24 protein-coding genes are annotated in these 23,232 nt (G+C 70.9%); 19 read left to right on the forward strand and 5 right to left on the reverse strand.

Features of this window, described 5'->3' with window-relative positions; all coding sequences use genetic code 11:
- Positions 1-20: 20 nt before the first annotated feature.
- Positions 21-1,325, reverse strand: coding sequence for an efflux RND transporter periplasmic adaptor subunit (locus AC3AOF_RS18330; RefSeq protein WP_488346119.1), 1,305 nt, complete (start codon positions 1,323-1,325; stop codon positions 21-23).
- A 536-nt stretch (positions 1,326-1,861) separates the two neighbouring features.
- Here AC3AOF_RS18330 and AC3AOF_RS18335 point away from each other — a divergent pair.
- The 14 genes from AC3AOF_RS18335 (at position 1,862) to AC3AOF_RS18400 (ending at position 18,733) form a co-directional block, all read left to right on the forward strand.
- On the forward strand, positions 1,862-2,479 hold the full coding sequence (locus AC3AOF_RS18335; protein ID WP_488349015.1) for a ParB-like protein: 618 nt from the start codon (positions 1,862-1,864) through the stop codon (positions 2,477-2,479).
- Between the two features lie 775 nt (positions 2,480-3,254).
- Positions 3,255-3,497, forward strand: a complete 243-nt coding sequence (locus AC3AOF_RS18340; RefSeq protein WP_236989503.1) for a hypothetical protein — start codon at positions 3,255-3,257, stop codon at positions 3,495-3,497.
- Between the two features lie 141 nt (positions 3,498-3,638).
- Positions 3,639-4,778 (forward strand): FtsW/RodA/SpoVE family cell cycle protein, encoded by a 1,140-nt coding sequence (locus tag AC3AOF_RS18345; RefSeq protein ID WP_488346120.1) that lies wholly within the window; start codon positions 3,639-3,641, stop codon positions 4,776-4,778.
- 105 nt (positions 4,779-4,883) lie between these two features.
- Entirely contained in the window at positions 4,884-5,999 is a 1,116-nt protein-coding gene (locus tag AC3AOF_RS18350; protein WP_236989501.1) for a UDP-N-acetylglucosamine--N-acetylmuramyl-(pentapeptide) pyrophosphoryl-undecaprenol N-acetylglucosamine transferase, read from the forward strand.
- 103 nt (positions 6,000-6,102) lie between these two features.
- Positions 6,103-7,518 carry a UDP-N-acetylmuramate--L-alanine ligase gene (gene murC / locus AC3AOF_RS18355; RefSeq protein WP_236989500.1) on the forward strand — a complete coding sequence of 472 codons (1,416 nt, stop codon included), beginning with the start codon at positions 6,103-6,105 and terminating at the stop codon, positions 7,516-7,518.
- Positions 7,519-7,533: 15 nt separating this feature from the next.
- Complete coding sequence (locus AC3AOF_RS18360; RefSeq protein WP_488346121.1) at positions 7,534-8,217, forward strand: endonuclease domain-containing protein; 684 nt, start codon at positions 7,534-7,536, stop codon at positions 8,215-8,217.
- The gene (gene murB / locus AC3AOF_RS18365) at positions 8,214-9,134 is read left to right on the forward strand and encodes a UDP-N-acetylmuramate dehydrogenase (RefSeq protein ID WP_488346122.1); all 921 of its coding nucleotides are present in this window, start codon (positions 8,214-8,216) and stop codon (positions 9,132-9,134) included. Before AC3AOF_RS18360 ends, murB begins: the two co-directional genes overlap by 4 nt.
- Before the next feature lie 503 nt (positions 9,135-9,637).
- A complete protein-coding gene (locus AC3AOF_RS18370; RefSeq protein ID WP_488346123.1) occupies positions 9,638-10,657 on the forward strand; it encodes a cell division protein FtsQ/DivIB in 1,020 nt (339 codons plus the stop codon).
- A gap of 88 nt (positions 10,658-10,745) precedes the next feature.
- Positions 10,746-12,071, forward strand: coding sequence for a cell division protein FtsA (ftsA, locus tag AC3AOF_RS18375; protein ID WP_488346124.1), 1,326 nt, complete (start codon positions 10,746-10,748; stop codon positions 12,069-12,071).
- Between the two features lie 116 nt (positions 12,072-12,187).
- The gene (gene ftsZ / locus AC3AOF_RS18380; RefSeq protein ID WP_488346125.1) at positions 12,188-14,032 is read left to right on the forward strand and encodes a cell division protein FtsZ; all 1,845 of its coding nucleotides are present in this window, start codon (positions 12,188-12,190) and stop codon (positions 14,030-14,032) included.
- 388 nt (positions 14,033-14,420) lie between these two features.
- The gene (gene lpxC, locus AC3AOF_RS18385) at positions 14,421-15,368 is read left to right on the forward strand and encodes a UDP-3-O-acyl-N-acetylglucosamine deacetylase (protein WP_488346126.1); all 948 of its coding nucleotides are present in this window, start codon (positions 14,421-14,423) and stop codon (positions 15,366-15,368) included.
- A gap of 252 nt (positions 15,369-15,620) precedes the next feature.
- The gene (locus tag AC3AOF_RS18390; RefSeq protein WP_236989493.1) at positions 15,621-16,523 is read left to right on the forward strand and encodes an outer membrane protein assembly factor BamD; all 903 of its coding nucleotides are present in this window, start codon (positions 15,621-15,623) and stop codon (positions 16,521-16,523) included.
- Positions 16,524-16,635: 112 nt separating this feature from the next.
- Positions 16,636-18,309 carry a DNA repair protein RecN gene (recN, locus tag AC3AOF_RS18395; protein WP_488346127.1) on the forward strand — a complete coding sequence of 558 codons (1,674 nt, stop codon included), beginning with the start codon at positions 16,636-16,638 and terminating at the stop codon, positions 18,307-18,309.
- Between the two features lie 232 nt (positions 18,310-18,541).
- Entirely contained in the window at positions 18,542-18,733 is a 192-nt protein-coding gene (locus AC3AOF_RS18400; RefSeq protein ID WP_236989491.1) for a hypothetical protein, read from the forward strand.
- A 158-nt stretch (positions 18,734-18,891) separates the two neighbouring features.
- Here AC3AOF_RS18400 and AC3AOF_RS18405 read toward each other — a convergent pair whose 3' ends face one another.
- A complete protein-coding gene (locus AC3AOF_RS18405) occupies positions 18,892-19,092 on the reverse strand; it encodes a hypothetical protein (RefSeq protein WP_488346128.1) in 201 nt (66 codons plus the stop codon).
- Positions 19,093-19,292: 200 nt separating this feature from the next.
- On the opposite strand from AC3AOF_RS18405, the gene AC3AOF_RS18410 reads away from it, so the two are divergent.
- A complete protein-coding gene (locus AC3AOF_RS18410; protein WP_048429091.1) occupies positions 19,293-19,469 on the forward strand; it encodes a DUF1328 domain-containing protein in 177 nt (58 codons plus the stop codon).
- An 88-nt stretch (positions 19,470-19,557) separates the two neighbouring features.
- Here the strand turns inward: AC3AOF_RS18410 and AC3AOF_RS18415 are convergent, their stop codons facing one another.
- Positions 19,558-19,812, reverse strand: a complete 255-nt coding sequence (locus tag AC3AOF_RS18415) for a NepR family anti-sigma factor (protein ID WP_236989489.1) — start codon at positions 19,810-19,812, stop codon at positions 19,558-19,560.
- Between the two features lie 189 nt (positions 19,813-20,001).
- Here AC3AOF_RS18415 and AC3AOF_RS18420 point away from each other — a divergent pair, with 189 nt between their 5' ends.
- Complete coding sequence (locus AC3AOF_RS18420; protein WP_236989488.1) at positions 20,002-20,805, forward strand: response regulator; 804 nt, start codon at positions 20,002-20,004, stop codon at positions 20,803-20,805.
- A 232-nt stretch (positions 20,806-21,037) separates the two neighbouring features.
- On the opposite strand, the gene AC3AOF_RS18425 is transcribed toward AC3AOF_RS18420, so the two are convergent.
- Positions 21,038-21,409, reverse strand: a complete 372-nt coding sequence (locus tag AC3AOF_RS18425) for a hypothetical protein (RefSeq protein ID WP_488346129.1) — start codon at positions 21,407-21,409, stop codon at positions 21,038-21,040.
- A gap of 4 nt (positions 21,410-21,413) precedes the next feature.
- Here AC3AOF_RS18425 and AC3AOF_RS18430 point away from each other — a divergent pair, with 4 nt between their 5' ends.
- Together AC3AOF_RS18430 and AC3AOF_RS18435 are read left to right on the forward strand one after the other, a co-directional pair.
- A complete protein-coding gene (locus tag AC3AOF_RS18430) occupies positions 21,414-21,932 on the forward strand; it encodes a hypothetical protein (RefSeq protein ID WP_236989487.1) in 519 nt (172 codons plus the stop codon).
- Positions 21,933-21,970: 38 nt separating this feature from the next.
- Positions 21,971-22,177: a hypothetical protein gene (locus AC3AOF_RS18435; RefSeq protein ID WP_236989486.1), complete on the forward strand. Its 207-nt coding sequence runs from the start codon at positions 21,971-21,973 to the stop codon at positions 22,175-22,177.
- A 272-nt stretch (positions 22,178-22,449) separates the two neighbouring features.
- Here the strand turns inward: AC3AOF_RS18435 and AC3AOF_RS18440 are convergent, their stop codons facing one another.
- Complete coding sequence (locus tag AC3AOF_RS18440; protein WP_048429096.1) at positions 22,450-22,644, reverse strand: con-10 family general stress protein; 195 nt, start codon at positions 22,642-22,644, stop codon at positions 22,450-22,452.
- A gap of 310 nt (positions 22,645-22,954) precedes the next feature.
- Here AC3AOF_RS18440 and AC3AOF_RS18445 point away from each other — a divergent pair, with 310 nt between their 5' ends.
- Positions 22,955-23,173 (forward strand): hypothetical protein, encoded by a 219-nt coding sequence (locus AC3AOF_RS18445; protein ID WP_236989485.1) that lies wholly within the window; start codon positions 22,955-22,957, stop codon positions 23,171-23,173.
- The last annotated feature ends 59 nt before the right edge of the window (positions 23,174-23,232 follow it).

Below are 23,232 nucleotides of genomic sequence, written 5' to 3' on the forward strand. Positions count from 1 at the left end.
GAGGGTCATGAGGGCGGCCATCACGACGCCTTGTCGCCGGAGGCGGCCCGGTCGATGAACAGGCTGCCGCGGGTGACCACGCGCTCGCCGACCTTGAGCCCGTCCACGACCTGGACGAGGCCGCCGCCGCTCAGGCCCAGCGTGACCTTGCGCGACGCGATGGTGCCGTCCGGCCGCTCGATCCAGACCCGGGCGCGGGCGCCCTCGTAGACGATGGCGGAGGCCGGAATCGCCGGGGCGCTCTCGTCGCGGCCGGTCAGGATCGTGAAGGTCGCGAACATCTCGGGGCGCAGCAGGCCCTCGGCATTGTCGATCTCGGCCCGCACCGGCAGGCGGCGCGTGGCCGGGTCGAGGGCGGCGGCCATGTAGCTGATCTTCGCCTTGAACACCCGGTCGGGGAAGCCGATCACGCTCGCCTCCAGCTCCTGGCCGAGCTTGATCCGCGGCACCTCGGTCTCGCGCACGTTGGCGACGAGCCACACCGTCGAGAGGTCGCCGATGACGAAGGCCGGGTCGCTGCCCGCGGCGAGATACTGGCCCAGCCCCACCTTGCGCTGCACGATGGTGCCGGCGATCGGCGCGCGGATCTCGGTCTCGGGGCTCATCACGCCGCTCCGCGCGAAGGCGTCGATCTCCGCATCCGACTTGCCGAGGATGCGCAGGCGGTTGCGCACCGCCTGGAGCGCGGCCTCGGCCGAGCGCTGGTCGCTCTGCGCCGCGATCACGTCGTTCTGCGCCTGCTGCCAGTCCTTCAGCGCCACCGCCTTGGCCTGGAACAGCTCCTGGAGCCGGGCCGCCACGGTCTGGTTGAGCTTGAGCAGGGCGGCGTTCTTGGCCAGTGCGTTCGTCGCCGCCTGGTAGTCGTTGAGGGCGGAGACCATGTCGGCGGCCTCCAGGGTGAACAGCACCTGGTTGGCCTTCACCCGGTCGCCGGCCCGGACCATCACCTTGGTCACCCGGCCCGCGTAAGGAGAGTAGACCGGGACGTTGTCGTCCTCGTTGACGCCGATCCGCCCTTCCGCAAAACCCTCGGGCCGGAACGCCTTCGCCTCCACGGTCTGGATGCCGAAGCTCGCGAGCTGCTGCTTCGTCGGCCGGAAGGTCGGCGCGGCTTGCGTCTCGCCGGTCTCCGGTCCCTGACCCTCCACCCCCTGTCGCTGGGCCAGGAGGCCTTCCAGCCGCTCGCGAACGGGGGCGAGGGCCGGCACGAACCCGATCGCGGCGCCCGCGCCCGCGACGAGCAGGATCGCGACGATCCAGCCGCGGCGGCGCGCCGGCGCCCGGGAGGTCGCGGGCTCCATGGTCAGGGGGTTGTTGGTGTCCATCGCGCGCCGACCATTCGCCGGGGCGGTGCGGCCGGATCTCGGGACCACCGGGCGGTCCACCCCGCGACGGGGTGGCGTCCGAGCGGTCCCGGGCCGGCCGACCGGCCCTGTCTGTGCCTCGAGTCCGGGATCTCCCGGGTGTCCTGCCCTGTCCCTGCGTCAGATCCATGACAGGAACGGACGACGAAGCAGAATCCGGGCCGGGGCGCCGCCTCGCGGCCGGCATCCCGTGGTCGTCTCTTGGCGAGCAAACCGAAGCCAAGTCAAGGATGGCCGGGAGCGGTGCCTTTCACCGCGCAGGCATCGATCGGCACGAGGCCGCTCGCGTCATTCTACAGAGAAAATGCCTTTGTGGCAAAGGACTTTACGCGATAGAAACAGTGTCCTTCGACGATCGGGTTAGGCCGTTCGGCCGGTTTCGGCGGCAACTGTTAGCCCGTGAGGCTTCGGTCCGGCGCCTTGACCCTGGGGAGGGTGTGGCCGAATTTCGACACCCCGGCGCGGAAGACCCCGCGCGCAGAGCCTCGATGACCCGCATGTCCGTCCGCGACCCGATTCTCCACAGCGTCCCGCTCGCCGAGCTGCGCCCGACCCAGATGACGGTCGGCTACCGGGAGGTGGGGGCCAAGCGCCGGCGCTGGCGCGAGATCGACGACAAGGACCGCGAGGCGTTCCTCGCCTCGCACATGATCCCGGTCCTGCTCGGGCCGAAGAAGCGCCGCTACGTGATCGACCACCACCACCTCGCCCGCGCCCTCCAGGAGGAGGGGGTCGAGAGCGTGCTCACCACCGTGGTGGCCGACCTCCACCACCTGGAGAAGGACGCCTTCTGGATCGTGGCCGACCACCGCGCCTGGGTCCACCCCTACGATGCGGACGGCGTGCGCCGGGACGTCGGCGACGTGCCCAAGCGCATCGAGGACCTGGCCGACGACCCCTTCCGCAGCCTCGCCGGCGAATTGCGTCGCGCCGGGGGCTTCGCCAAGGACACGACCCCGTTCAGCGAGTTCCTGTGGGCCGATTTCCTGCGCCGGAACATCAAGCGCAAGGATGTGAAGCAGGATTTCTCCGAGGCCCTGGAGGAGGCCCTGTCGCTCGCCCGCTCCAAGCACGCGGTGTACCTGCCGGGCTGGTGCGGGCCGCACGAGGGCTGACCGTTGCCGCTCTCCCTGACATATGTCTTTCGCGAGGTCGTCGCGGGACCGGGCCTGCGGGATCTCGACGACGTCGTTCCCGCCGCCGCGGCCATCGCCGACGATGGTGCCGTGATCCCTGCGGGGACCGAGGGGACGATCGTGTCGGTCGACAACTCGGGCGAGACGTACACCGTCGAGTTCGCCGAGCCGGAGGGAACGCTTGCAGGAGGGAACGCTTGCAACCGTCGAGTTCCACGAGATGCGGCGCGTCCCGCGGGGTGCGCGGTCATCCGAGGGTCCGACGGAACAGGCGTGAGCGCTCTTCGGCCTCCGCGAGCGACAAGGACGTTTGGGAAAGGACGAGGCGCCAGAAATCTCCTCTTCCCTCGGGCGGGGACGAAGGGAGCAGAGAACCGCAGGTTCGCCGCGAGGGTGAGGGGGTGTTTCCGGAAGAGTCTCAGTCGTCGAGACCCCCTCACCCTCGCTTCGGCTGCGCCTCCGCTCGCCGTGTTCCCTGGACAGGAACACGGCCCTCTCCCCGCCCGCGGGGAGAGGAGGAAACCCGCGCTATTCTTGTTTGCGGACAGCCCCGCTGCCCGCCCGTAGAGAGGCCGAGCCCTCCCTGACATCGGCCGGTGCAAACGATGGAATGGGTCCGTCCGCAAGACCTCAGCACCGGGCTCCGCTCCGAGCGTCATCCCCTCCCATCAAGTTTATTTGCCGCACGCCTCCATCCGGCCTAGCCTTCCCGTCGGGCGCGCGGCGGGTCGCGTCGGAACGGGGGGACTTCGTCATGTTCGATACGCTCCTGAAGAGCATCGGTGCCGATCCGGTCGACAACGAGACCCATTTCTACAAGTTCACGCCGAAGCCCGACATTACGGCCTACGAGCTCGCCCTGATCCTGCGGCGCTTCGGGGCGCTGACGGCCGGCGCGGCGCCGCTCCACGGCGTGATGCTGATGCCGTGGGAGACGCTCGAGGACGAGTATGCCCGGCACTTCGAGCCGGCGCCGCACGGCATGTTCCAAGGTTGACGTTTCGAGGCTGAAGGCCTCAGCCTCCGCGCGGGCCCGCTTCTGCGCCACGACGATCCGCTTCGCTGCGGCGGCGCGGCAACACTCGGTTTACCATTCCGTCCGATGGTCGCGGCTGGTGAACGAGGGGCCCTTCAAGCCATGATGTCCCGTGCGGAACGCTCGCATCTCGGCGACTGGTGGTGGACCGTCGACCGGGCCTTGCTCGCCGGCCTCGGCGTGCTGATGACGGCCGGGCTGGTCTTCCTGATGGCCGGCGGTCCGCCGGTGGCGGAACGCCTCGGCCTGCCGACCTTCCACTTCCTCAACCGGCAGGTGATGTACCTGCTGCCGACCATCGCGCTGATCCTGGCGGTGTCGTTCCTGTCGCTGCGCCACATCCGGCGCATGGCGCTGGTGACCTACAGCCTCGGCATCGTGCTGTGCATCGCGGCCACCAAGTACGGGCCGGAGATCAAGGGCGCGCATCGCTGGATCCAGTTCGGGCCGATCGGCGTCCAGCCGTCCGAATTCGTCAAGCCCGCCTTCGTGATCCTGGCCGCCTGGGCCTTCGCCGAGGGGTCGCGCCGGCGCGACATGCCCGGCGGCACGCTCGCGGTCCTGCTCCTGCCGATGACCATCGTGCCGCTGATCCTGCAGCCGGATTTCGGCCAGACCATGCTGGTCACCATGGTGTGGTGCTCGATGGTGTTCGTGGCCGGCCTGCACTGGTTCTGGGTCGGCGGCCTCGGCGGGGCCGGCCTCCTCGGCGTGGCGGCGGCCTACCAGTTCCTGCCTCACGTGCGCGCCCGCATCCAACGCTTCATGGACAAGGAATCCGGCGACAACTTCCAGACCTTCTGGTCGCAGGAATCGTTCAATTCCGGCGGCTGGTTCGGCACCGGCCCGGGCGAGGGCGTCGCCAAGCGCCACCTGCCCGACGCGCATACCGACTTCATCTTCTCGGTGGCGGGCGAGGAATTCGGCGTCATCGTCTGCATCGCCATCGTGCTGCTGTTCGCCTTCATCGTGATGCGCGGCCTGATGCTGGCGCGGCGCAGCGACGACATCTTCTGCCGGCTCGCCATCACCGGGCTCACCGCCCTGTTCGGCCTCCAGGCCTGCATCAACATGGCGGTGAACACCCGGATGATGCCGGCCAAGGGCATGACCCTCCCGTTCATCTCCTATGGCGGCTCGTCGCTGATCTCGCTCGCCCTCGGCATGGGCTTCCTCGTGGCGCTGACCCGGCGCCGGCCGCGCACCACGCTCCTCAACCGCGACGAGAACGCGGCGCGGTAAGCGCCCGGGGGTGACCTCGGGGGCCCGCCGTGACACACGGGGGCCCCTCGACGCCGATCCCTGACCGGAGACCGCATTGTCCATCCCCCGCACACCGGCCGCCCGATGACCGTCGCCCAGCCCCTCGTCCTGCTCGCCGCCGGCGGCACCGGCGGCCACCTCTTCCCGGCCGAGGCCCTGGCGTTGCGCCTGCGCGAGCGCGGCATCCGGGTGGTGCTCGCCACCGACAGCCGTGTCGCGGCGTTGTCGGGCGAGTTCCCGGCCTCGGAGATCGTGGCGGTGCCCTCCGCCACCCCGTCGAGTGGGCGCTCCCCCTTGCGCCGCGTCGCCGCCTTCGCGACCCTCGGGCGCGGCTTCGCGGCGGCCGTGCGCGAGGTGCGCCGCCTCAACCCGGCGGTGGTCGTGGGCTTCGGCGGCTATCCGACCGTGCCGCCGCTGCTTGCCGCCCAGATGCTGCGGGTGCCGACCCTGCTGCACGAGCAGAATGCCGTGATGGGCCGCGCCAACGGCTTTCTCGCCCGCGGCGCGACCGTGATCGCCACCGGCTTCCCCGAGGTGCGGGGCGTGCCCGTGAAGGCGCGGGCGCGCCGGGTCCATACCGGCAACCCGGTCCGCCCGGCGGTGCTGGCGGCCGCCGCGATGCCCTATCCGGCGGTCGGGCCGGACGCCCCGCTCCAGCTCCTCGCCTTCGGCGGCAGCCAGGGCGCCCGGGTGATGAGCGACGTGGTGCCGGACGCCGTCCTGCGCCTGGACCCCGCCTTGCGCGCCCGTCTCACGGTGATCCAGCAGGCCCGTTCGGAAGACCTCGCCCGGGTGCAGACGCTCTACGAGGGCGCGGGCCTTGCCGCCTTCACGGCGGCGCCGTTCTTCAAGGACTTGCCGGCCAAGATGGCCTCGTCCCACCTCGTGGTGGCGCGCTCCGGCGCCTCGACGGTGGCGGAACTGGCGGTGATCGGCCGGCCGTCGATCCTGGTGCCGCTGCCAGGATCCCTCGACCAGGACCAGGCGGCCAATGCCGCGGTTCTGGGCGGAATCGGCGCCGCCTTTCCCAGACCACAAACGGACTTCACCCCTGAGCGGCTGGCCGCCGATCTCGGCGCGCTGCTCGGCGATCCCGACCGGCTCGCGAAAGCCGCCGCCGCCGCCAAGGGGGCCGGCCTGCCGGATGCCGCCGAGCGCCTCGCCGCCCTGGTGGTCGAGACCGCCCAAGCGGCCCGTTAGCGGCCGCAAAAGCAAACAATGTCGGCCCGCCGACGGCCGCCCATCGAACATCTCGGCCCTCGCGGCCGTCGATCGAACAAGAAGAGTTAAGGACCCCGACTCCATGAAGCTGCCGGACAAGCTCGGACCCATCCACTTCATCGGCATCGGCGGCATCGGCATGTCCGGCATCGCCGAGGTGATGCACAATCTCGGCTACACGGTGCAGGGCTCGGACGCGTCCGACAACGCCAACGTGCGCCGCCTGTCCGAGAAGGGCATCCGCACCTTCGTGGGCCACCGGGCCGAGAACCTCGCCGAGGCCGCCCTCGTCGTGGTCTCGACCGCGATCCGCCGCGACAACCCGGAGCTGGTCTCCGCCCGCGAGCGCCGCCTGCCGGTGGTGCGCCGGGCCGAGATGCTGGCCGAGCTGATGCGCTTCAAGTCCTGCGTGGCGGTGGCCGGTACCCACGGCAAGACCACCACCACCTCCCTCGTCGCCACCCTGCTCGACGCCGGCAGCCTCGATCCGACGGTGATCAACGGCGGCATCATCAACGCCTACGGCACCAATGCCCGGATGGGCGAGGGCGACTGGATGGTGGTCGAGGCCGACGAATCCGACGGCACCTTCCTGAAGCTGCCGGCCGACATCGCCATCGTCACCAACATCGATCCCGAGCATCTCGACCATTTCGGCTCGTTCGACGCGATCAAGGACGCCTTCCGCGCCTTCATCGACAACATCCCGTTCTACGGCTTTGCCGTGATGTGCATCGACCACCCGACGGTGCAGGACCTCGTCGGGCGCATCGAGGACCGGCGCATCGTCACCTATGGCGAGAACCCGCAGGCCGACGTGCGGCTCATCGACGTCGACCTGAAGGGCGGCCAGAGCCGGTTCCGGGTGATGATCCGCGACCGCCGTCCCGGCTTCCGCCTGGAGATGGAGGACCTGGTCCTGCCGATGCCGGGCAAGCACAACGCGCTCAACGCCACCGCGGCGCTGGCGGTCGCCCACGAGCTCGGCGTCTCGCCCGACGCGATCCGCAAGGCGCTGGCGAATTTCGGCGGCGTCAAGCGGCGCTTCACCCGCACCGGCGAGTGGAACGGCGTGCAGATCTTCGATGATTACGGCCACCACCCGGTCGAGATCCGGGCGGTGCTCAAGGCCGCCCGCGCCTCGACCGACGGCGGCGTGATCGCGGTGGTCCAGCCCCACCGCTACTCGCGCCTCGCCTCGCTGTTCGACGATTTCTGCACCTGCTTCAACGACGCCGACACGGTGATCGTCGCCCCCGTCTACGCCGCCGGCGAGGCGCCGGTCGAGGGCATCGACCGCGACACCCTGGTGGCGGGCCTGACCTCCCGCGGCCACCGCAACGCCATCGCGCTCGAGCGCACCGAGGACCTGGCCGGCATCGTCGGCGGGCTCGCGCGTCCCGGCGACTACGTGGTGTGCTTAGGCGCCGGCAACATCACCCAATGGGCCTATGCGCTCCCGGGCGAGCTCGCCGCGAGCGGCGAGAAGGCGGCGTGAGCCGCTGACACTGCGATGCGCGGCCCCGACGATCCCGGTACGGCGCGGGCCCGCACCCTGAGGCGGGCTCAAACCGCCGCCGAGCAGGCGCTCTGGTCGCACTTGCGCGACCGACGCCTGGCGGAGGCCAAGTTCATGCGTCAATTGCCGATCGGTCGCTACTTTGCCGATTTTGCCTGCCGTGAGGCGAAGCTGATCGTCGAGCTCGACGGCAGCCAGCATGCCGAGAGCGGTTACGACCGTGAGCGGGACGCCTGGCTGACCTCGCAGGGCTGGCACGTGCTCCGGTTCTGGAACGGCGAGGTCGCGCGCAACGTGACGGGCGTCCTCGAAACCATCCTGGCCGCCATCGTGGAGCGCCGCCCCTCCTCCTCTTCTTGCGGGCGGCAGACTCGTCCGGAGAAAGGAGAGGCGCGGGTTTCTCCTCTCCCCGCGGGCGGGGAGAGGGCCGTGTTCCCGTTCAGGGGACACGGCAAGCGGAGGCGAAGCCGAAGCGAGGGTGAGGGGGTCTCGACGCGTGAGGCTCCTCCGGAACCACCCCCTCACCCTCGCCCTTCGGGCTCGCTGCATCCCCTGAACGGGGACGCAGCCCTCTCCCCGCCCGCAGGGAGAGGAGAGAACCCGCGCCTTTTCCTGGCCCAAGACAGCCCCGCCGCAAGCGGGGAGGGGCATCCCGCATCATCCCAAACGGATCCATGACGACCTCCGCCGCCATCCTCGCCGCTCTGGAGCCCGCCGCCTTGCGCGGCCGCCTCCTGCCCGATCATCCCCTCGCCGACCTGACCTGGTTCCGGGTCGGGGGACCGGCCGACGTGCTGTTCACCCCCGCCGACGAGGACGACCTCGCCGCGGCGCTCTCGGCCTTGCCGGCGGAGGTCCCCGTGACGGTGATCGGGCTCGGCTCGAACCTGATCGTGCGCGACGGCGGCGTGCCCGGCCTCGTCATCCGCCTCGGCGGCAAGGCCTTCGGGTCCATCCTCATCGAGGGCGAGACGATCCGGGCCGGCACGGCGGTGCCCGACATGAAGCTCGCCCGCGCCGCGGCCGAGGCCGGGCTCGACGGGCTCGCCTTCTATCGCGGCATCCCGGGCTCGATCGGCGGGGCGCTCAGGATGAATGCCGGGGCGCATGGCGGCGAGACCACCGACGTGCTGGTCGAGGCCCGGGCCGTCGACCGCAAGGGCGCCCTGCACGTCCTGTCCCATTCGGAGATGGGGTTCGCCTACCGCCACTGCGCGGCGCCCGCCGACCTGATCTTCACCCAGGCGACCTATCGCGGCAGGCCCGGCGACCGGGCGTCGATCGAGGCCGAGATGGACCGGGTCACCGCGGCCCGGGAGGCGGCGCAGCCGATCCGCGAGCGCACCGGCGGCTCGACTTTCAAGAACCCGGACGGGGCCAAGGCGTGGCAGCTCGTCGATGCCGCCGGCTGCCGCGGGCTGACCCGCGGCGGCGCGCAGGTGTCGGAGATGCACTGCAACTTCCTGATCAACCGCGGCGGCGCCACCGCCGCCGACATCGAGGGCCTGGGCGAGGAGGTGCGGGCGCGGGTGCGCGAGACCTCCGGCATCGACCTGCATTGGGAGATCAAGCGCATCGGCGTCGCCGCGCGCTGATTCGCGAATCACCAGGGCCGCGGCCCCGGCGCGGCCCGGATGGTAACCATTCAGGCCGTCCCGGTTTGCCGCGGTCGGGGGCGCCCCGTTCCCCGCCGGGGCCACCTCCCGATACAGGCGCGGCCCGGCCGATCGGCATGTAAGCTCTTGAAGACGCGCCGCTTCCCGGCTTCTGCCCGACCGGCCGGCAGGCCCCGCTCCGACCCGCCGCCCGGGCGTGGCCCCCCGGCGACGGGGGGCTCCGGGGTTACGCGATCCCTGTGCGCGGGGCGAAAATTTTACCGGATATTTACCAGCGAGTTCGACAGTCGGGGTTAACGGCGCATCAAGCACTTGGATGCCGGGCGTGAGCCGTGCCGACCCTTCGCGACGACGCCATGCCGGCTCCGATGCCCGGTATGACGGTGGTGCGGCGGGCCGGTACGCGAACCCCGGACCACCCAAGCGCCCCCGCGCCGGAGATCGCAGCCCGTGTCGGGTATCGTTTTCGGTGAACTCGCCCCATGGATGGTGGTGGACGCTTCCCTGAGCCGCTGACCGCCGCCGGCTATGCCGGTGCGGAGGCCGGCATGACCGCTCCCCCTCCCGGGGCGGCGCCGGCCTGGAGCGCGCCTGCGCGCGATGCGCGCGCCGGTGACCCGCGCCTCGGCGAATCGCTGCTGGCCCGCGTCCTGCCGCGGTTCCTGCGCCCGCGCCGCGCCTCGGTGGCGGTGCCGATCGAGCGGCGGATGCCGCGCCATCTCGGGATGGGCCTGGCCTTCGGGTTCTTCGGCCTCGTCGCGGGGGCGGGCTTCGTGTCCGGCGGCGGCTATGCCGAGGTCTCGGCCCGCTACGGCACGCCCTTCGACATGGCCGCCCGCGCGCTCGGCTTCGGCCTCGACAAGGTCACGATCTCGGGGCTGGTGCAGCTGCACTCGGCCGAGATCCTGAAGGCCGCCGGCATCGACCAGCGCAACTCGCTGCCCTTCCTCAGCGTGGTCGACGTGCGCGACCGCCTGTCGAGCGTGCCGCTGATCGGCGCGGTCTCGGTCCGCAAGATCTACCCGCGCGAGCTCCTGATCACGCTGACCGAGCGCGAGCCGAGCGCCCTGTGGCAGCGCAACGGCGAGATCGCCGTGATCGCCGCCGACGGCACGGTGATCGACCAGATGCGCGACGGCCGCTTCGCCGACCTGCCGCTGGTGGTGGGCGACGAGGCGAACCTGCGCACCAAGGAATACCTCGCGCTCCTGGAGGCCGCTGGCCCGCTCAAGGACCGCATCCGGGCCGGCACCCTGGTGTCGGGCCGGCGCTGGACCCTCAAGCTCGACGGCATCGACGTGCGCCTGCCCGAGACCGGCGCCCGCGAGGCGGTGGCCCGCCTCGTCAAGCTCGAGGCCGAGTCGAGCCTGATCGAGAAGGACATCATCGCGGTCGACCTGCGGCTGCCCGACCGGGTGGTGGTGCGGCTGACCGAGGAGGGCGCGGCGGCGCGCCTGGAGGCCCAGAAGAAGTCGAAGAAATCGAAGGGAACCGAGACATGACCCGCGCGCGAGACGTGACGCCCGCCGGTCTACCCGGCTCCTCCTCCAGCCCCCCGATCCCCTTTTCCTCCCCGGTGAGCGTCGCGTCATGAGTCTCCTCCAGCACGGTCTCACGCCGCGCTTAAAGCCGCTCTCGGCGCGCCGCAGCGCGACCCTGTCGGTGCTCGACATCGGCACCAGCAAGATCGTCTGCCTCGTCGCCGAGCTGCAGCCGGTCGAGACGCTGGCGACCTTGCGCGGCCGCACCCACCTCGCCCGCATCATCGGCATCGGCCACCAGCGTTCGCTCGGCTTGAAGGGCGGCGCCGTGGTCGATCTTGAGGCGGCCGAGACCGCGATCCGCCAGGCGGTCCACGCCGCCGAGCGGATGGCCCGGGTCGAGGTGCAGTCGGTCATCGTCAGCCTGTCGGGCGGGCGGCTCGGCTCGCAGCATTTCGACGCCAAGGTCCCGGTCCGTACCGGCGCCGTCACCGGCTCGGACGTGCAGCGGGTGCTGGAGGCCGCGAGCACCCACAGCATCAGCCCGGGGCGCGCGGTGCTGCACGCCCTGCCGACCGGCTATTCCCTCGATCAGCAGAGCGCGGTGGTCGATCCGTCGGGCATGCTCGGCGAGCGCCTCGGCGTCGACCTGCACGTCGTCACCGCCGAGATCGCCGCCGCCCGCAACCTGATGCTGGCGGTGGAGAACACCCACCTGCGGGTCGAGGCGGTGATCGCCACCCCCTACGCCTCGGGTCTCTCGGCGCTGGTCGACGACGAGGCCGAGATGGGTGTGGCCGTCGTCGACATGGGCGGCGGCACGACGAGCGTCGGGGTCTTTTCCGGCGGCCACCTCGTCCATTGCGACGCGCTCGCGGTCGGCGGCCACCACGTCACCATGGACATCGCCCGCGGGCTCTCCACCCGGGTGGCGGCGGCCGAGCGGCTCAAGACCCTCTACGGCGCCGCCATGGCGACGGCGTCGGACGAGCGCGACATGATCGCGGTCCACGGCGTCGACGAGGACGAGCGCGACCTGCCGCACCACATCCCGAAGTCGCACCTCGTGCGGATCATCCGCCCGCGGGTCGAGGAGGTGCTGGAACTGGTGCGCGACCGCCTGCGCAACGCGGGCTTCGCCGCCCAGGCCGGGCGCCGGGTGGTGCTGACGGGGGGCGCCAGCCAGCTCGTCGGCCTGCCCGAGGTCGCCCGCCGCATCCTGCAGGGCCAGGTCCGGATCGGCCGGCCGCTCGGGATCAAGGGGCTGCCCGAGGCCGCCAAGGGGCCGGCCTTCTCGGCCGCCGTGGGTCTCCTGGTCTATCCCCAGGTCTCCCACGTCGAGCATTTCGAGCCGCGCGGCCAGTCCGGCCGCCCGGGCCTCGTCTCCAACAGCTACCTCTCCAAGTTCGGACGCTGGTTCGCGGAGAGCTTCTAACGGGATCGCCTCCCGGCGCGGGCCCCGGAAACGGGCCGCGCCGGAGAGGCGGGACGGCAAACGGCGCCGTCCAAGGCGCCACCAGAAACGTAACGATCATCAGAGGCTCGCGCATCATGGCCATCTCCCTGCAAGCTCCGGACATCCGCGAACTGAAGCCCCGCATCACCGTGTTCGGCGTCGGCGGCGCCGGCGGCAACGCCGTCAACAACATGATCGAGTCGGGCCTCCTCGGCTGCGAGTTCGTGGTCGCCAACACCGACGCCCAGGCGCTGACCTCCTCGAAGGCCGAGCGCGTGATCCAGATGGGCATCGGGGTGACGCAAGGCCTCGGCGCCGGCTCGCAGCCGGATGTCGGCCGCGCCGCCGCCGAGGAGGTGATCGACGAGATCCGCGATCAGCTCTCGGGCGCCCACATGTGCTTCATCACCGCCGGCATGGGCGGCGGCACCGGCACCGGCGCCGCCCCGGTCATCGCCCGCACCGCCCGCGACATGGGCATCCTGACGGTCGGCGTCGTGACGAAGCCGTTCCAGTTCGAGGGCGTGCGCCGCATGCGCACCGCCGAGTCGGGCATCAACGAGCTGCAGCAGGCCGTCGACACCCTGATCGTGATCCCGAACCAGAACCTGTTCCGGGTCGCCAACGAGAAGACCACCTTCGCCGACGCCTTCGCGATGGCCGACCAGGTGCTCTATTCGGGCGTCGCCTGCATCACCGACCTGATGGTGAAGGAGGGTCTCATCAACCTCGACTTCGCCGACGTGCGGGCGATCATGCGCGGCATGGGCAAGGCGATGATGGGCACCGGCGAGGCCTCGGGCGAGAAGCGCGCCAACCGCGCCGCCGAAGCCGCGATCGCCAACCCGCTCCTCGACGACGTCTCGATGAAGGGCGCCCGCGGCCTGCTGATCTCGATCACCGGCGGCAACGACCTGACCCTCTACGAGCTCGACGAGGCCGCCACCCGCATCCGCGAGGAGGTCGATTCCGACGCCAACATCATCCTGGGCGCCACCTTCGACGAGAGCCTCGACGGCATCATCCGGGTCTCGGTCGTCGCCACCGGCATCGAGCCGGCGCTGATCAACGCCAACGCGATCGGCTCGCCGGAGATCGCCCAGACCGAGCAGCGCATCGCCGAGGTCGCCGAGCGCCTGCGCGCCGAGGCCCGGGCCCGGGCCGCCGCCCCCTCGGCGCCCCCCTCCACCGCCTCCTTTCGTCCCGCCGAGGCCCCGGTAGCGCGGGCCCCGGCACCGGAGCCGGTGGCGCATGCCCCGATGATGCATGCTCCGATGCACGCCCAGCCCGCCGCGCCGGAGCCGGCCCGGATGGACCTGTCCGCCGCTCACCAGGCCGCCAGCCTCATGCGCGACGAGGTCCAGATCACCCCGGCCCAGCCGCGCCAGGCCCCGGTCTACGAGCCGGCCCCGGCGCCCGCGCCCGAGCCGCAGATGCCGATGGCCTCCGGCCCGTTCATCCCGCCCTCCCCGGCGGTGGTGCGCGCGCCGCGCATGCCCCGGGTCCAGGACCTGCCGATGCCGGCCCAGAACCAGATCCGGGCCAGCCGCGGCGAGGAGCCGGTGCAGCAGGTGACCCCGGACGCCAAGCGCACCTCGCTGCTGCGCCGCCTCGCCACCGTCGGCTTCGGCGGTCGGCGCGAGGACGAGGCCGGTCACCCGGCCCAGGCGCCCGCTCCCGCGGCGCATGCCCCGCAGCCGGCGCCCAGGATGCAGGCTCCGATGCCGCAGGCTCCCGCGCATCAGGCTCCGGTGCAGCACCAGCCCGCGCCGCGCCCCGCGCCGCAATACGCCCCGCAGGGCAGCTACCAGGCGCAGCCCCAGGGCTACCGCCCGGCGCAGGGCAACCTCGACCCGCAGGGCCGGACGGTGCCGGCCGGCAACCGCATGGACGACGACCAGCTCGAGATCCCGGCCTTCCTGCGCCGCCAGGCGAACTGAGCCGGGAGCACCGCCCGCCGCCTTCGCCTTTGGGCGGAGACGGCGGGATGGTGGCGTATGCCACGATCCCGCCACGCAAGGGGGGCGGTGCCGCCCAAAAGACACACCCCGAGGCCCCCCGGCCTCGGGGTTTACGCGTTCTTCAAGCTTTTGATACAGCACGGTTTTTTGCGGCCGGAGCGGGTCCCCGGGGCTGTTACAGATCGTAAGAATCCGTGATTTGGCCGTGCTTTCGAGCGCGACTATAGCTGTCCTACGCACAAGGGCGAAGGCCGAGCGGAACCGCCGGCACTGACACCCACAGGGGCTTCAAGCAACGGACGGATCGCCTCGAAACGTGAGCCTGGCAACAGGACACGATGGTGAGTCGCGGCCGAGGGCTGAGGTAATGAAAACAAGTCAGCAAACGACCCTACGCTCCGCCGCGGGCCTTTCAGGCATCGGCGTGCACTCCGGTAACCCCGTCTCGATCACGCTCCATCCCGCGGAGGCGAATCACGGCATCGCCTTCCTGCGCACCGGCCTCGCGAACGGCCGGGACCGCCTGATCCAGGCCCAGTTCGCCCAGGTCAGCGCCACCGAGCTCTGCACCGTCATCGGCAGCCGCGAGACCGGCGCCGTCGCCACCATCGAGCACCTGATGTCCGCTCTCTACGGGCTCGGCATCGACAATTGCCTCGTCGAGATCGACGGGCCCGAGATGCCGATCCTCGACGGCAGCGCCGCCCCCTTCGTGGCGGCGATCGAGGCGGTCGGCACCACCTCCTGCGGCACGCCCCGCCGCTTCATCAAGGTGCTCAAGACCGTCCGGACCGAGAAGGGCCGCGCCTATTCCGAGCTGCGCCCGTTCGAGCGCGGCTTCCACCTCGACGTCGAGATCGACTTCGAGAGCCCCGTGATCGGCCGCAGCCGCAAGGCGCTGACCCTCACCCCCGCCGCCTATCGCCGCGAGATCGCCCGCGCCCGCACCTTCGGGATGATGCGCGACGTCGAGCGCTACTGGAAGGCCGGCTTCGCGCTCGGCGCCTCGCTGGAGAACACCGTCGCGGTCGGCGACGGCGGCGTGGTCAACCCCGAAGGCCTGCGCTACCCGGACGAGTTCGTCCGCCACAAGATCCTCGACGCCGTCGGCGACCTCGCGCTCGCCGGCCTGCCGATCCTCGGCGCCTACCAGTCCTTCTGCGGCGGTCACGGCCTCAACGTGGCGGTCCTCGGCGAGCTCTTCGCCGACCGGGCCAACTATGCCATCGTCGAGGGAGCGGCCGCCCGCCGCGAGCCGGTCTTCGCCGAGTTCGGCGTCGGCCTCGGCGCCGCCGTCTACGCGCCCGAACTCTGAAGGCCTCCGGCTCCGCGTTGCGGCGGGGCCACATTCTGCCGATTTCGTCGCCGCGCCGCGGCGAGTCACGGAACTTCAACCACCTCGCGCCGTCTTGGCGCCCCATTCGCCCCACAGGGTTGAGAGGCTCCCGACCGACGGTTCCGCGCTCCGGCGCGGTGGCCGTGACGGGCTTGGCGCGTGGCGCCGGCCTGGGCTAAGGGGCTCATGGATCAGCGGCCGCAAAGGCCGCTTGCTTGGGGAAGAACCCGAATGCCGTTCGCCCACCCGCTTCGCGACGCGAAGGTGACCGTTCTGCGGACCGTGCTGCTCGCGGCGTGCGGCCTGGGGCTCGCCGGTTGCGACGCGATCGACTCGATCAACCCGTTCGCGTCCGAGAAGTACAAGACCGAGGTCGTCCCCGACGTTCCGCCCAACAAGCTCTACAGCCAGGGTCTCGCCAAGCTCGAGGACCGGGACTACGAGGGCGCGACGAAGAAGTTCGACGACCTCGACAAGCAATACGCCTATTCCGACTGGTCGCGGAAGGCGGTGCTGATGACGGCCTACTCGAACTACGAGGGCGGCCGCTACGAGGACGCGATCACCGCCTCGAAGCGCTACCTGCAGCGCCATCCGGGCTCGAAGGACGCGGCCTACGCCCAGTACCTGCTGGCGATGTCGCATTACAAGCAGATCCCGGACGTGACCCGCGACCAGGACCGCTCCGAGAAGGCCCTCGTGGCGCTCACCGAGCTGGTGCAGAAGTACCCGACCTCGGAATACGCCGCCGACGCCAAGGCCAAGATCCAGATCACCCGCGACCAGCTCGCCGGCAAGGAGATGGAGATCGGCCGCTACTACCTCGAGCGGCGCAACTTCCCGGCGGCGATCAACCGTTTTCGCGATGTGGTGAGCAAGTACCAGACCACCCGCCACGTCGAGGAGGCGCTGGAGCGCCTGGCCGAGGCCTACATGGCGCTCGGCATCGCCGGCGAGGCGCAGACCGCCGCGGCGGTGCTCGGCCACAACTTCCCCGATTCGCCTTGGTACAAGGACGCCTACAACCTGCTCCAGAGCGGTGGCCTGCAGCCCCGCGAGGAGAAGGCCTCCTGGATCAGCAAGGCGTTCCGCGGCGTGATCGGGATGGACACGCGCACCGCCGAGGCGCAGTAAGAGCCTCGCGGCTCGTAGCCTGAACATGCGGCCGTGGCGCGCACTCGCGCCGCGGCCCGTTCGGCTGTAGATACCCGCCCGATCTCCTCCTTCACGTCCCGGCAAGGGTGGCATGCTGGTTCAGCTCGCGATCCGCGACATCGTCCTGATCGATAAGCTCGAGCTGAACTTTCGCGAAGGCCTGAGCGTCCTGACCGGGGAGACCGGCGCCGGCAAGTCGATCCTCCTCGACGCCTTCACGTTGGCGCTCGGCGGCCGCGGTGACGGCCGCCTGGTGCGCCAGGGCGAGGCGCAGGGCCAGGTGACTGCGGTGTTCGACGTGCCCGCCGACCATCCGGCCCGGGTGCTGGCGGCGTCCTCCGACATCGACACCGAGGGCGACCTGATCCTGCGCCGGGTCCAGGTCGCGGACGGGCGCACCCGCGCCTTCGTCAACGACCAGCCGGTCGGCGTACAGGTCCTGCGCGCCATCGGGACGGCGCTGGTCGAGATCCACGGCCAGCACGACGATCGGGCCCTGTCGGATTCGACCACCCACCGGGCGATCCTCGATGCTTTCGGGGGCTTGAGTGCCCGCCAGGCCGCGGTGGCGGAGTCTGCGCGCCGGGTGCGCAAGGCGCGCACCGCGCTGTCCGAGCACCGCGCCCGGGTCGAGGCCGCCCGCAAGGAGGTCGACTTCCTGCGCCACGCCGTCGAGGAACTGGCCGCCCTCGATCCCAAGGCCGGCGAGGAGACCGAACTCGCCGAGCGCCGCACCGCGATGCAGCAGGGCGAGAAGGTTGCCCGCGAATTGAACGAGGCCCTCGATGCCGTCGCCGGCCAGGGCTCGCCCACCGCCCATCTCTCGGCGGCGCTCCGCAAGCTCGAACGGCGGGCGGCCCAGGCGCCGTCCCTGGTCGAGCCGAGCATCGCGGCCCTCGACAATGCGCTGGTCGCCCTCGACGAGGCCCGCACCAGCCTGGAGGACGCGCTCCAGGCGGCGGAATTCGATCCGCGCGAACTGGAGCGGGTCGAGGAGCGCCTGTTCGGCCTGCGCGCCGCGGCCCGCAAGTACAACGTCGCCGTCGACGACCTCGCGGCGCTCCGCGAGCGCTACGAGGGCGACGTGGCGGTGATCGATGCCGGCGAGGAGGCGCTCGGCCGGCTCGAGGCCGATCTCGCGAGTGCCGACGCGGCCTATCTCGAGAAGGCGGAGGCCCTGAGCAAGGGCCGGCGCAAGGCGGCCTCCGCCCTCGACAAGGCGGTGCAGGCCGAGTTGCCGCCGCTGAAGCTGGAGCGCGCCCGCTTCATCACCGAGATCGCCACCGATCCGGAGGCCCGCGATCCGGCCGGCCTCGACCGGGTCGAGTTCTGGGCCCAGACCAATCCGGGCACCCGGCCCGGCCCGATGATGAAGGTGGCATCCGGCGGCGAGTTGTCGCGCTTCATGCTCGCCCTCAAGGTGGTGCTGGCCGACAAGGGCTCGGCCCCGACGTTGATCTTCGACGAGATCGATACCGGCGTCGGCGGTGCGGTGGCGGACGCGATCGGCGCCCGCCTCGCCCGGCTCTCGGCCCGGGTCCAGACCGTGGCGGTCACCCACGCGCCCCAGGTCGCCGCCCGCGCCTCGACGCATTTCCTGATCGCCAAGGAGGCGGTGAAGGGCTCGGACCGGGTCGCCACGCGGGTGAAGCCGCTGGCGGCGGTGCCGCGCCAGGAGGAGATCGCCCGGATGCTGGCCGGCGCCACGGTGACCGAGGAGGCCCGGGCCGCCGCGGCCCGGCTGCTCCAGGCGGCCGAGGCCTGAGCCGGGGCCGGCGGCATCGCAGGGCGTAACGGCCCTCGACAGAGGTTGCTGTACGGTTAAGCTCTAGGGGGTGATTCGCAGGGCGGCTGTTAGCCCCTTCGGCATGGTGAACAAAGAACAAATCTTAACTCTTTCTTTACCATGTCCCATGAGAATGTCTCGTCTCGGCATGGGTCGTCCTTTCCCTCGGACCCGTGCGACGGTGCGGGGCCAGTGGTCCATGAAACAGGAAGTGAGTGCGTCCCGGGAGGCCGTTCAGGATCAGATCCTGCCGGCGATCTGCGTCGAGGCCCAGCATCGTCTCGGGCAGACGCTGCGCTCGTTCTACGAGCGCACGGTGGACGGCGAGCCCATACCCCTCGACCAGGTCGACCTGCTGCTGCGCCTGCGGCACCGGGAGCGCGAATTGCAGCGTCAGCGCTGAGGCGCGACGACCTTCGGACATCGACTGAGAAATAGCGATTCAGGCGCGCGGTGCTCCGCCGAGGAGCAGCGCACGGGCTGCAAGCGAAGACGTGTGCGGGCCGTCACGGTCCCGCACAGGGAGCCGGTCCCGGGTGGGACCGGCAGGGGAGGGCGGTTCTAGCGCCGCCGGCGGTCGCGCACCCGCACCGGCACGAGGGCCGGTGCCTGCTGCGCCCGCGCCCCGGCGAGCGCGATGGCGCCCGCGAGACCGATCGCCGTGAGGATCCCTGTCACCACCATCGGCGAGGCCGTGAGAAGACCCGCCAGCAAGGCGAGCAGCACGAGGCCGGCACGCAGGGCATTGGAACGGATCATCATCAAGCCTCCATCCAGACGCCGGTGAGAACGTGTGGCGCGAAACCGGAGTTCCGCCCGGCCGCCCCCCGACCGTCCCGACAATGTGGGGGGTCCGATCCGTTTGCGCTACCTGCGACAAAGCGGAACCCAAGGTCATGCTTGACGTTGTCTGCTCACGATCGGCCGGGGGCCGAGAGAATCAGACAAGAGAGGGTCTCGCCATGCTGGGTTGGGCTGTCACATTCCTCGTCGTCGCCCTGGTGGCCGCGCTGTTCGGGTTCGGCGGTATCGCCGGCACCGCGGTCGAGGCCGCCAAGCTCATCTTCTTCGTCGCCGTCGTGCTCTTCGCCATCTCGGCCGTGGTCGGCCTGATGCGGGGCCGCTCGCCGACGCTCTGACATCGACGGATCGAACCTGTCGAGACTTCGCGCCGTCCCTCCCCTCGAGGGGCGGCGTTCTTGCTCCGCGGCGCTCGTGTGGTCCAGATCACGATTCCGTCGGCGGCGCATCCGGTGGCAGCTGTCCCGAGCTGCGCTCGAGTTCGGCGATGAGATCGACGAAGCGGTCGGGAATAGGCTGCTGCATCAGTTCGTCATACATGGCACGCAGGTGCGAGCCGATGCGCCCCTGCACGTTGCGGTCGAGGGCGGGCTGCTCGGGCCCTGCCGCGGGATCATCCTCGTCCCGGGGCGTCCGCGGGGCTTGCATCCCGGGACCTTGCATCCCCTTGCCGTCGATCATGCCGTTCCCCTTCGCCCGTCCTGGACACGCGGACAAGGCGATGCCATGGCGCCCGGTATGCCGGGTCGCGCTGCGGCGACAACGCGCGCCGGCGCGGTCAGTTCCGCGCTTGCCCGGAACGAATGCGGGCGCACGGCGTTGAGGCATCAGGGCCGACGCGCGTAAAACGGCAACACCAAGGGGACCTGAATGTCGACAGCACAACTCGTGGTGCAGCACCTGCCCTACCTGCGCCGCTACGCGCGCGCCCTCACGGGCAGCCAGGTGGCCGGCGATGCCTACGTGGCCGCGACGCTCGAAACGCTCGTGAACGAGCCCGAGACCCTCGGGCGCAGCACCAACGTCAAGGCCGACCTGTTCCGCGTCTTCACCCGGATCTGGAACTCGCTCTCGGTCAACGGCCAGACCGAGCAGACCCAGCACGACCTGCCGGCCGAGGTACGGCTCGGCCAGATCACGCCGCTGCCGCGCCAGGCCTTCCTGCTCTCCTGCCTGGAGGGCTTCTCCGAGGAGGACGCCGCCACCATCCTGGGCGTCGACGTCTCCGAGGTCCGCGACCTCGTCGACGAGGCCGGCCGCGAACTCGCCGCCGACATGGCGACCGAGATCCTCATCATCGAGGACGAGCCCTTGATCGCCATGGACCTCGAGGCCCTGGTGGAGGGCCTGGGCCACAACGTCACCGGCGTCGCCCGGACGCGGACCGAGGCGGTCAAGCTCGCCTCCAGCAAGCGCCCCGGCCTGATCCTCGCCGACATCCAGCTCGCCGACGGCTCGTCGGGCCTCGACGCGGTCAACGATCTCCTGAAGTCGTTCGAAGTGCCGGTGATCTTCATCACGGCCTATCCGGAGCGCTTCCTCACCGGCGAGCGGCCCGAGCCGGCCTTCCTCATCGCGAAGCCCTTCCAGCCCGCCAACGTCTCGGCGGTGATCAGCCAAGCGCTGTTCTTCCAGCAGAGCGCCCGCCGCCGCGAGGCCCGCGCGAGCGCCTGACGCCGCACCACGCGAATCGCGACGCGCAGTTCGGGACAAAGCCCTGGGCCCGCCGGCAGGCGGGTGCCGGGGCTTCGTCGTTTCGGGAATCATGTCCTTCGGAGCGTTCCGGATGATGGCGAACCGTCGAAAGGCGGGGGCGGTATCGCCGAATGGGTGCGTGGGCGGCGACCCGCGCATGCGCACCGCGCCTGCTTCAGCTGGACCACGCTTCCGCTAGACCATGCTTCCGCTAGACTTGGCCGCTCCCGAACGTCCAGGCCCAATACAAAAGAACGGGCCGGATCGGGATCCGGCCCGTTGAAAGAGTTTCCGGCCAATGCACAAGGGGAATGCGGGGAGGACCAGGTGGCCGGGTTGCCATATCAACGAGAATCTCCGCGACAAGGTTCCGTGCAGCTGCGATCGGCGATGCTTTTTCGTTGCCTGTGGCGAAATTGCTGCGCTTGATCGCCGCGCGATCCGCATCTGGGCTGGTTAACGAGTGGTTGACGGGCTCCGCCGCATTCGCGGCATGAATTGTCCCGTCCAGGCACGGACGCGGGAACGACTTGCGGAGGATCCGCGTTAAGGAAGCATTCTCAAGCTTCGCCGCGAGGGCCACGCGTATGCTCCGCCCGCACTTCTTCCTCGGTGTTACGGTTCCGGCCGCGTTCCTCACCCTGGTCGGGCAGCCGCTGATCGAGCATTCCGTCGGGGCGGTCGCCCGTCCGGCCGTCGAGCAGGCGGCGCTCAAGGGCGATCGTCTCGCGCCGGTCCGGCCGGCCGCGAAGGCGCAGGTCCCGGTCGCCGTCGAGATCACCGGGCTCGGTGCGGCCAAGGTCACCCTGCGCAACGCCGCCGGCGACATCGTCTACCAGGCCGACGCCACCCGCAACACGACGCTCGTCGCCCGCGACACCGCGATCCCCCACGTCACCGTGCGCGAGCGCACCGGCACTCCGGTGGCGCAGCGCGATCCGGCTCCCGCCGGCCAGGCCGTGCGGCGGATGCCGGAGGGCTGCGAGGGGGCGATCAGCGGGCTCGCCGGCCACGAGGCCCGTCGCCTGCTGCCGAGCCGCTGCCTCGCCGATGCCGGTGACGTCCTGCCGGCTTCCGTCTCTCCGACCCCCGTCGCGACGCTTTGACGGGCGCCGCCCCGTCAGACATCCACCGAATCCCCGTCATGATCGATCTGCGCGAATACGAGGTGCCCTCGCCTCAGCCGCCGCCTCCGGAGCGGGTTCATCGCGACGGTCACGTCGAGCCCGATGCCGACCGGCTCGCCAGCCTTCTGGCCGGTGTCACCGCCGTGCGGCCGGTCGACGACGTGGTCTGCCCGGCCCTGGCGCGGCGCAACCTCGTGGTCACGGCGCGGCCCCTCGCCGCCTGACGACAGGGGTCGAACGAAGAGCACCCCGGGCGCCGTGGCGCCCGGGGTGCTTCGTCGCGTCCGGAAGCGCGACATTCGACGATATGTCGTCCTGAACCGTCGTCACGGCCCATGCTGATGCGCCGGAGGCGAGGCTGGCTCCCTCCGGCGCATGAGCGCGGGTCTCAACGGGCGGGTCTCGATGGGTCCCCTGGAGCGGGGTAGCGCGAGGCGGGCCCGGTCATGGAGATCATCCGTCCGCCGGGCGGTTCCGGCTCGACGGGATCCGGCCTTCACTCGTCGGTGGCGCGGCCGCTGCCCGAAGCCTGCCCACCCTTGCGGCCGGCCGACGAGGCCAGTTCGCGGTCCTGCGAGAAGGAGCGCTTCTCGGCCGGCACGCTGCGGCCGCCCTTGCTGGCGATCTCGCGCTGGCGCTCCAGATCCATGGATGCGAAGCCGCGCTTCGAGGTCGAATTTCCGGTTGCCATGTTTGCCTCCTTGGCGGGGTTCTCAGTCCGGACAACCTTCAGCGCAAATGATGGTTCCTGCCACGCATGCGGGCCGTCCGACTGATGGTCCCGATTCGGGGCAGTACAGGTCGGGCTGTCGCCACGTCGCGTCACGTCGGCGACTTGAGCTAACACCTCTCGCAGACGGCGAAACTTCTCGCAGACGACGAAACTTGGCCGCACCGGCCGGACCTGAGGTGGAACCGGGCGGGTGGGCCGGCGTTCGCCCCGAACTCCGCGGTGGAGCGGCCTGCGGCCGCCTGCCGCACCCTCGTGCCTGGAGCCGCCGATGACCAACAAGACCATGGTGAGCCGGGAGGCCGCCGCGCATCCCGAGACCGCGCCCGCCCCGAACCGCGCCGCCCCGCCGCCGATGCCCGCCGAAGAGGGCAGCCCGCACCCGACCACGACCGAGGAACCCGGCGACTCGCCCCAGCCGAACCGCCAGTTCGGCGACGAGCCGATCGGCGGCCTGACCACCCGCAAGGACCATCCCCACCGGGATTGATGCGGATTCGGCCGGTGCGCGCCGGCACGGCGCCGGTTTCCAGTCCCGCTCCCGCCCTC

This window comes from Methylobacterium sp. 142-1Y (genome assembly GCF_057747795.1).